The 7,160-nt window shown below is 64.1% G+C and carries 5 protein-coding genes; 2 read left to right on the top strand and 3 right to left on the bottom strand.

The genetic code is table 11. The features are described 5' to 3' along the window. Positions 1-923: ATP-binding protein (locus tag HKL97_RS09060; protein ID WP_291424565.1), on the top strand; the 923-nt coding region annotated here is incomplete at its 5' end. A gap of 52 nt (positions 924-975) precedes the next feature. Next, positions 976-1,554 carry a YqaA family protein gene (locus HKL97_RS09055; protein WP_291424563.1) on the top strand — a complete coding sequence of 193 codons (579 nt, stop codon included), beginning with the start codon at positions 976-978 and terminating at the stop codon, positions 1,552-1,554. A 45-nt stretch (positions 1,555-1,599) separates the two neighbouring features. Here the strand turns inward: HKL97_RS09055 and ppdK are convergent, their stop codons facing one another. From ppdK to HKL97_RS09040, 3 genes are read right to left on the bottom strand one after another with little or no spacing between them, the layout of a single operon-like run. Continuing rightward, positions 1,600-4,272, bottom strand: coding sequence for a pyruvate, phosphate dikinase (gene ppdK / locus HKL97_RS09050; RefSeq protein ID WP_291424561.1), 2,673 nt, complete (start codon positions 4,270-4,272; stop codon positions 1,600-1,602). A 12-nt stretch (positions 4,273-4,284) separates the two neighbouring features. Beyond that, positions 4,285-6,291: a glycine--tRNA ligase subunit beta gene (glyS, locus tag HKL97_RS09045; RefSeq protein WP_291424559.1), complete on the bottom strand. Its 2,007-nt coding sequence runs from the start codon at positions 6,289-6,291 to the stop codon at positions 4,285-4,287. Next, positions 6,291-7,124, bottom strand: a complete 834-nt coding sequence (locus tag HKL97_RS09040; RefSeq protein WP_291424567.1) for a glycine--tRNA ligase subunit alpha — start codon at positions 7,122-7,124, stop codon at positions 6,291-6,293. Before HKL97_RS09040 ends, glyS begins: the two co-directional genes overlap by 1 nt. Between the last annotated feature and the right edge of the window lie 36 nt (positions 7,125-7,160).

Below are 7,160 nucleotides of genomic sequence, written 5' to 3'. Positions count from 1 at the left end.
CCCAGCCCAACGCCTGGCTCACCATCACCTCGCGCCTCAACCCCGCAAAACCCTGGCGCTCCCCGAGCTTCGCCTCCGCCTTCATCGTCATGACAGCCCTGGGCGCCGCGATGATCTTCTGGGCCGTGCGCAAGCTCCTCATCCCCGTGCGCACCCTGGCCGAAGCCGCCGAGCGCCTGGGGCGCGATGTCGTGAACGCCCCTGCCCTGCCCGAGAGCGGCCCCTCGGAAATCGTCACCGCCGCCATCGCCTTCAACACCATGGCCGCGCGCATCCGCCGCTTCGTCGAGGACCGCACCTTTCTGCTCTCCGCCATCGGGCATGACCTGCGCACCCCCATCACCCGGCTGAAACTGCGCGCCGAATACATGGAGGACGACGAACAGCGCCAGAAAATGCTGGCTGACCTCGACGAGATGGAGGCCATGGTCGCCGCCACCCTGGCCTTCGGCCGCGACATCACCACCACCGAACCCTTAACCCGGCTGGACCTTGCGATCCTGCTGCGCACCATTCTCGACGAAGCCGCCGACGGCAACCCAGAGCAGGCCGACTCCCTGAGCTACAACGGCCCCGACCATCTCACCATCCACGCCCGCCCCCTGGGGCTGAAGCGCGCCTTCACCAACCTCACCGGCAACGCACTCAAATATGGCGGCGGCGCGCGCATCACCCTGCGCCGCCTGCCCCGGGACTTCATCCAGGCCGACATCGAAGACAACGGCCCCGGCATCGCGCCCGAGGCCATGGAAGCCGTCTTCGAACCCTTTCGCCGGCTGGAGACCAGCCGCAACCGCGAAACCGGCGGCTCGGGCCTCGGCCTGTCCATCGCGCGCAACATTTTCCACGCTCACGGCGGCGACATCACACTTCAAAACCTGCCCGGCGGCGGCCTGCGCGCAAGGGTGACACTACCGGTATAACCAACCAAGTTGTCATTTGCCCGCCCCCACGCCTTGTGGCAGAGCAGGCCCCATGCTCCGTAAAACCTATGACCATGTGATCGCCCTGGCTGAACGCCCCGCCGCTCCCTTCTGGCTGTTCGCCATCGCCTTCGCCGAGGCCAGCTTCTTCCCCATCCCGCCCGACGCCCTGCTGATCCCCCTCGCCCTGGCCCAGCCGCGCAAGGCGTTCTGGTTCGCGCTCATCGCCACGCTGGGCAGCGTCCTCGGCGGCGCGCTTGGCTACACCATCGGCTTCTTCCTGCTCGCCAAGCTGGCGCAGCCGATCATCCATTTCTACCATTACGAGGCGGCCTTCACCGCCTTCCAGCAGAAATTCGCGCAATACGGACTGTGGGTGATCCTCATCAAAGGCCTCACCCCCATCCCTTATAAAATCGTCACCATCGCCGCCGGCGCCGCCGCCTTCAGCTTCCCGCTGTTCATGTTCGCCAGCCTGGCTACCCGCGGCGCGCGCTTCCTGCTCGAGGCCGCGCTGCTCCGCAAATTCGGCGAACCCGCACAGGCATTCATTGAAAAACGCCTCGGCTTCGTCACCGGCCTGGTCGCGCTCGGCATCGTCGGCGGGTTTTTGATCCTAAAATTCGCATAACCCCGCCGCCATCCAGGGGATGACCTCCCCTGGACAGCTTGGCGCTCACTTATCCCGGAAATGCGTTTCCGTGCGCTCAATCGCCGCCTGCGCCGCCGCCAGGCGGGCCACCGGCACGCGGTAGGGCGAGCAGGAAACATAATCCAGTCCAACAGATTCACAGAACGCGATGGAAGCCGGGTCGCCGCCATGCTCGCCGCAGATGCCAAGCTTGATGCCGGGCTTGGTCTTGCGGCCCTTCTCGGCGGCAATACGCACCAGCGCGCCCACGCCATCAACGTCGATAGAGACGAACGGATCTTTCGGCAGAATGCCCTGCTCCACATAATGCGGCAGGAACTTGCCCGCATCATCGCGCGAGAGGCCGAACACCGTCTGCGTCAGATCGTTGGTGCCAAACGAGAAGAAATCCGCCGCCTCAGCGATGGAATCGGCGGTCAGGGCCGCGCGCGGCAGCTCGATCATGGTGCCGATCGAGTATTCAACGCTCTTGCCGGTCTCGGCAAACACCTCTTTCGCCACCTTCTCGATCTGCGCGCGGGTGATATCCAGCTCGCGCTTCACGCCCACCAGCGGGATCATGATCTCGGGCACCGGCGCCTTGGCGGTCTTGGCAACCTCGATCGCCGCCTCGAAAATCGCGCGGGCCTGCATCTCGTAAATCTCCGGATACGACACCCCAAGCCGGCAGCCGCGATGGCCGAGCATCGGGTTGGTCTCCGAGAGCTCCTCGGCGCGCGTCTTCATCTCGGCGGCATCCATACCCAGGGCCTCAGCCACCTCGGCAAGCTCCGCTTCGCCATGCGGCAGAAATTCATGCAGCGGCGGGTCGAGCAGACGGATAGTCACCGGCAGCCCTTCCATGATCTTGAACAGCGCCACAAAGTCATTCCGCTGGAACGGCAGCAGCTTGGCCAGCGCGGCGCGGCGCCCGGTCTCATCCTTGGCCATGATCATCTGGCGCACGGCGGAAATCCGCGACGGGTCGAAGAACATGTGCTCGGTGCGGCACAGGCCGATCCCCTCGGCGCCGAACTTGCGCGCGGTATCGGCATCCAGCGGGGTCTCCGCATTGGTGCGCACCTTCAGGCGGCGCACCTCATCGGCCCACCCCATCAGCGTACCGAACTCACCGGAGAGCTGCGGCTCGATCATTTTCACCGTACCGGCGAAAACCTCGCCGGTGGCGCCATCGATGGTCAGGATTTCCCCCGCGCGGATCACGACACCAGCAGCCGAGAGCGTCTGCGCGCCATAATCAACCGAAATACTGCCAGCCCCGGCAACGCAGGGCCGCCCCATGCCGCGCGCCACCACCGCCGCGTGGCTGGTCATGCCGCCGCGCGTGGTCAAAATGCCGCGTGCCGCGTGCATGCCATGAATATCTTCCGGGCTGGTCTCGATGCGCACCAGAATCACCGACTCGCCCTTCTGCGCGCGCATCTCCGCCTCATCGGCCGAGAACACCACCGCGCCGCAAGCCGCCCCCGGCGAGGCCGGCAGGCCCCTGGCGAAGAGTTTCGGCGTCGCCTTGGGATCCAGCGTGGGGTGCAGCAGCTGGTCCAGCGAGGCCGGATTCACGCGCATGATCGCGGTATTGCGGTCAATCAGCCCGCTCTCAGCCATCTCCACCGCAATGCGCAACGAGGCGGCGGCCGAGCGCTTGCCCGCGCGGGTCTGCAACATATAGAGCTTGTTCTGCTGCACGGTGAACTCGATATCCTGCATATCCTTGTAGTGCTTCTCCAGCACATCGCGGACCTTGTTCAGCTCGGCATAGGCTTCCGGCAGCGCCACCTCCATGCTCACCTCGCCCGGCTTGGCATAGACCTGGGAGAGCGGCCGCGGCGTGCGGATACCCGCCACCACATCCTCGCCCTGCGCGTTCACCAAATACTCGCCGTAAAATTCGTTCAGCCCGGTTGAGGGGTCACGCGTGAAGCACACGCCGGTGGCGCAATCCTCGCCCATATTGCCGAACACCATCGCCTGCACGTTCACCGCCGTGCCCCAGCTCGCCGGAATATCATGCAAACGGCGGTACACATTGGCGCGCGGGTTCATCCACGAGCCGAAAACGGCCGAAATCGCGCCCCAGAGCTGGTCCTGCGGGTCCTGCGGGAAGGGCCGGCCGATCTCCTCGGCAACCATCGCCTTGTAGCCTTCCACCACCTGCTGCCAATGCTCTGGCGTCAGCGCGGTATCCTCGATCACATCGGCATCCAGCTTCGCCTGCTCAATGATCTCCTCGAACCGGTGATGATCCACACCCAGCACCACCGAGCCGTACATCTGGATAAACCGGCGGTACGAATCCCAGGCAAAGCGCGGGTCGCCCGAGCCGGTGGCCAAGCCCTGCACGGTCACATCGTTCAGGCCCAGGTTGAGCACGGTATCCATCATCCCCGGCATCGAAACGCGCGCGCCCGAGCGCACCGAAACCAGCAGCGGCTTCTCCTTGTCGCCGAACTTGCGGCCAACGGCAGCCTCGATTCGCGCCAGCGCCGCGTCCACCTGCGGTTTCAAATCCGCCGGATAGGTTTCATTGTTCTCGTAATAGGCGGTGCACACCTCGGTGGTGATGGTGAAACCAGGAGGAACGGGCAGATCGATGCTCGCCATCTCCGCCAGGTTCGCGCCCTTGCCGCCCAGCAGGTTCCGGAGTGAGGCATTGCCGTCGTTCACGCCGGCGCCAAAGTTATAAACCCATTTGGTCATAATTTTACTCCCTCAACCTTCAATTCTGGAAAAATCAGCAATAATGTTAACGGTATCCCGGAACCGCGCGAGCAATCGCAAGCGATTGCGGCGTAATTCCGGCGCCGGGTCGTTCACTGTCACTTTGTCAAAAAACGCATCGATGGTGGTGCGCAGGCTGGCCAGCCCCGCCACCGCAAGCCCGAAATTCTCCTGGCGGAACGCACTTAATGTCTCCGCCTCAATATATGGCAGGGCATCGCGCAGTTGTTCCTCCTCCGGCAGCGGCAAAGCCCCCAGCACCAGCTCGGCCGTATGCGGGCCATCCTTGGCATCCTCAATGCGCAGAATATTCGCCGCCCGCTTGTACGCCGCATGCAGGTTCCGGCCGTCCTCGGTGTCCAGCAACCCGCCCAGCGCCTCAACCCGCTTCATCACCCGCACGAGGTCATCATCTGCCCCCGCCGCCAGCACCGCATCCAGCACGTCGAACCGCTTGCCCTCGCCTCGTAATTTCACCCGCAGGCGTTCGATGACGAAGTCAAACAGGCTCTCATCCCCGCCCAGCAGCGGCTTCAGCGGCAGGCGCAGCCCGTTCTCCAGAATAATCCGGATCACGCCCAGCGCACAGCGGCGCAGCGCATAGGGGTCGCCCGAGCCGGTGGGCTTCTCGTTGATCTCAAAAAACCTGGTCAGCGTATCCAGCTTGTCCGCCAAGGCGACGGCAATGGCGACGGTGCCGGTGGGCACCGCGTCCGACGGCCCTTTCGGCTGGTAGTGGGTCTTTATCGCCGGACCAACAATCGCGCCGTCCCAGCCCTTGGGCGCCCTTTCGGCATAATAACCGCCCATGACGCCCTGCAACTCAGGAAACTCGCCGACCATATCGGTGACGAGATCCGCCTTGCACAACAGCCCGGCCCACCGCGCCTGCTCCGCATCCCCCCCCAGCTCACCCGCTATCCTGGCCGCCAGCGCGCCAATCCGCTCCGCGCGCTGCCGCTGCGTGCCGATTTTGGCGTGAAAAGTGATCTTCTCCAGCTTGGGCAGCAGCTCATTCAGCGGCGTCTTCAGGTCCAGATCCCAGAAATGCCGCGCATCGGCCAGCCGCGCCCGCAGCACCCGCTCATTGCCTGAAACAATCGCCACACCGCCATCCGTTGCCTCCAGATTGGCAACAAAGGCGAAATACGGCGCCGGGTTGCCCGCCGCATCACGCAGGGCGAAATATTTCTGGTTCACCTTCATGGAGAGTTCGCGCACTTCCGGCGGCAAATCCATGAACTGCGCGTCAATCCGGCCGATCAGCGGCACCGGCCATTCCACCAGCCCGTTGACCTCATCGAGCAGGTTTTCGTCAGGCGCCACGGTGAGGCCAAGCTCGGCCGCCTTGGCGGCCAGGCCGTCGGCGATGGCTTTGCGGCGCTCGTCCTGGTCAACGATGACCTTGTGTTCACGCAGCTTTTCTTCCCAGACTTCAAAGGAAGACACGGCGATGGGGCCGGGGCCGTGGATGCGGTGGCCTTCGGTCTCGTTGCTCGCGGTCACGGGGCCGAGGGTGATGGGGATCACCTCGCCATCAAGCAGGCAGACAATCCGGCGCAGCGGGCGCACCCAGGTGAAGGCTCCCCCCTGGCCCCAGCGCATGGATTTGGGCCAGGAGAATTTGGCCAGCTCTCCGGGTAAAGCCTCCCGCAGCAGCTGCGCGGCGCCCACGGCGGGCATCATGCGCCGAAGCACAAAATACCCCCCCTCGGCCACCACATCTTCACGCTTCGCGCCATGTTTGCCGAGAAACCCCTGAAGGGCTGCTTCCGGTGCGCTGTCGCGCGGGCCACGGGCTTCCACCACCCCGCCGCGCTTTTCGCTGGCAATGGAGGCGGCAAGTACAATCCGGCGGGGACCATAAAAGCCGCGAATATGGCTGGGCGCGAGTTCCCCGAAAATATTCACGCAAATATTGCGCAACTCCTGCGCGGCGGCTTTTTGCATCCGCGCCGGGATTTCCTCGGAGAAAAGTTCCAGAAAAAACTTTGGCATCACGCAGTCTCCCCGGCAACCCAGGTCTCGGCGCAGGCCTTCGCCAGCGCCCGCACCCGGCCGATATACGAGGCGCGTTCCGCCACCGAGATCACCCCGCGCGCATCCAGCAGATTGAACAGATGGCTGGCCTTGATGCACTGGTCATACGCCGGCAGCGCCAAGCCATGGCCCACCAGCGCCGCGCATTCTCCTTCAGCATCGGCAAAATGGCGGATCAGCATATCGGTATTGGCGAACTCAAAATTATGCGCCGAATATTCCTTCTCCGCCCGCAGAAACACATCGCCGTAACGCACCCCCGCGCCGTTGAAGTCGAGGTCATAAACATTCTCAACCCCCTGTGCATACATCGCGAGGCGTTCCAGCCCATACGTCATCTCAAAACTCGGCAAATCCACCGCGATGCCGCCAACCTGCTGGAAATAGGTGAACTGCCCGACCTCCATGCCGTCGCACCACACCTCCCAGCCAAGCCCCCAGGCGCCCAGCGTCGGGCTTTCCCAGTCATCCTCCACAAAGCGTATGTCATGCTTGGCGCGGTCGATACCGATGGCGTCGTAGCTCGCCAGCAGCAGCTCCTGCGCGTCGGCGGGACTCGGCTTCACAATCACCTGATACTGATAATAATGCTGCAAACGGTTCGGATTCTCCCCGTACCGCCCGTCGGATGGCCGCCGCGAGGGTTGCACATAGGCCGCGCGCCAGGGCTTTGGCCCCAGGGCGCGCAGGGTGGTCGCGGGGTGGAAGGTCCCCGCCCCCATCTCCATGTCATAGGGTTGCAGAATCACGCAGCCCTGCCTGGCCCAGAAGCCATGCAGGGTGAGGATGATATCCTGAAAACTTTTTGCGGCCGTCGGGCTGGTGGG

The organism is Acidocella sp., assembly GCF_013044125.1.
Lineage (GTDB): Bacteria > Pseudomonadota > Alphaproteobacteria > Acetobacterales > Acetobacteraceae > Acidocella.
This window is presented reverse-complemented; position numbering and strand designations above follow the sequence as displayed.

Coding starts and splice junctions, on each gene's coding strand:
- HKL97_RS09055 (WP_291424563.1), top strand. CDS start 976: ATGCTCCGTAAAACCTATGACCATGTGATCGCCCTGGCTGAACGCCCC.
- glyS (WP_291424559.1), bottom strand. CDS start 6,291: ATGCCAAAGTTTTTTCTGGAACTTTTCTCCGAGGAAATCCCGGCGCGG.
- ppdK (WP_291424561.1), bottom strand. CDS start 4,272: ATGACCAAATGGGTTTATAACTTTGGCGCCGGCGTGAACGACGGCAAT.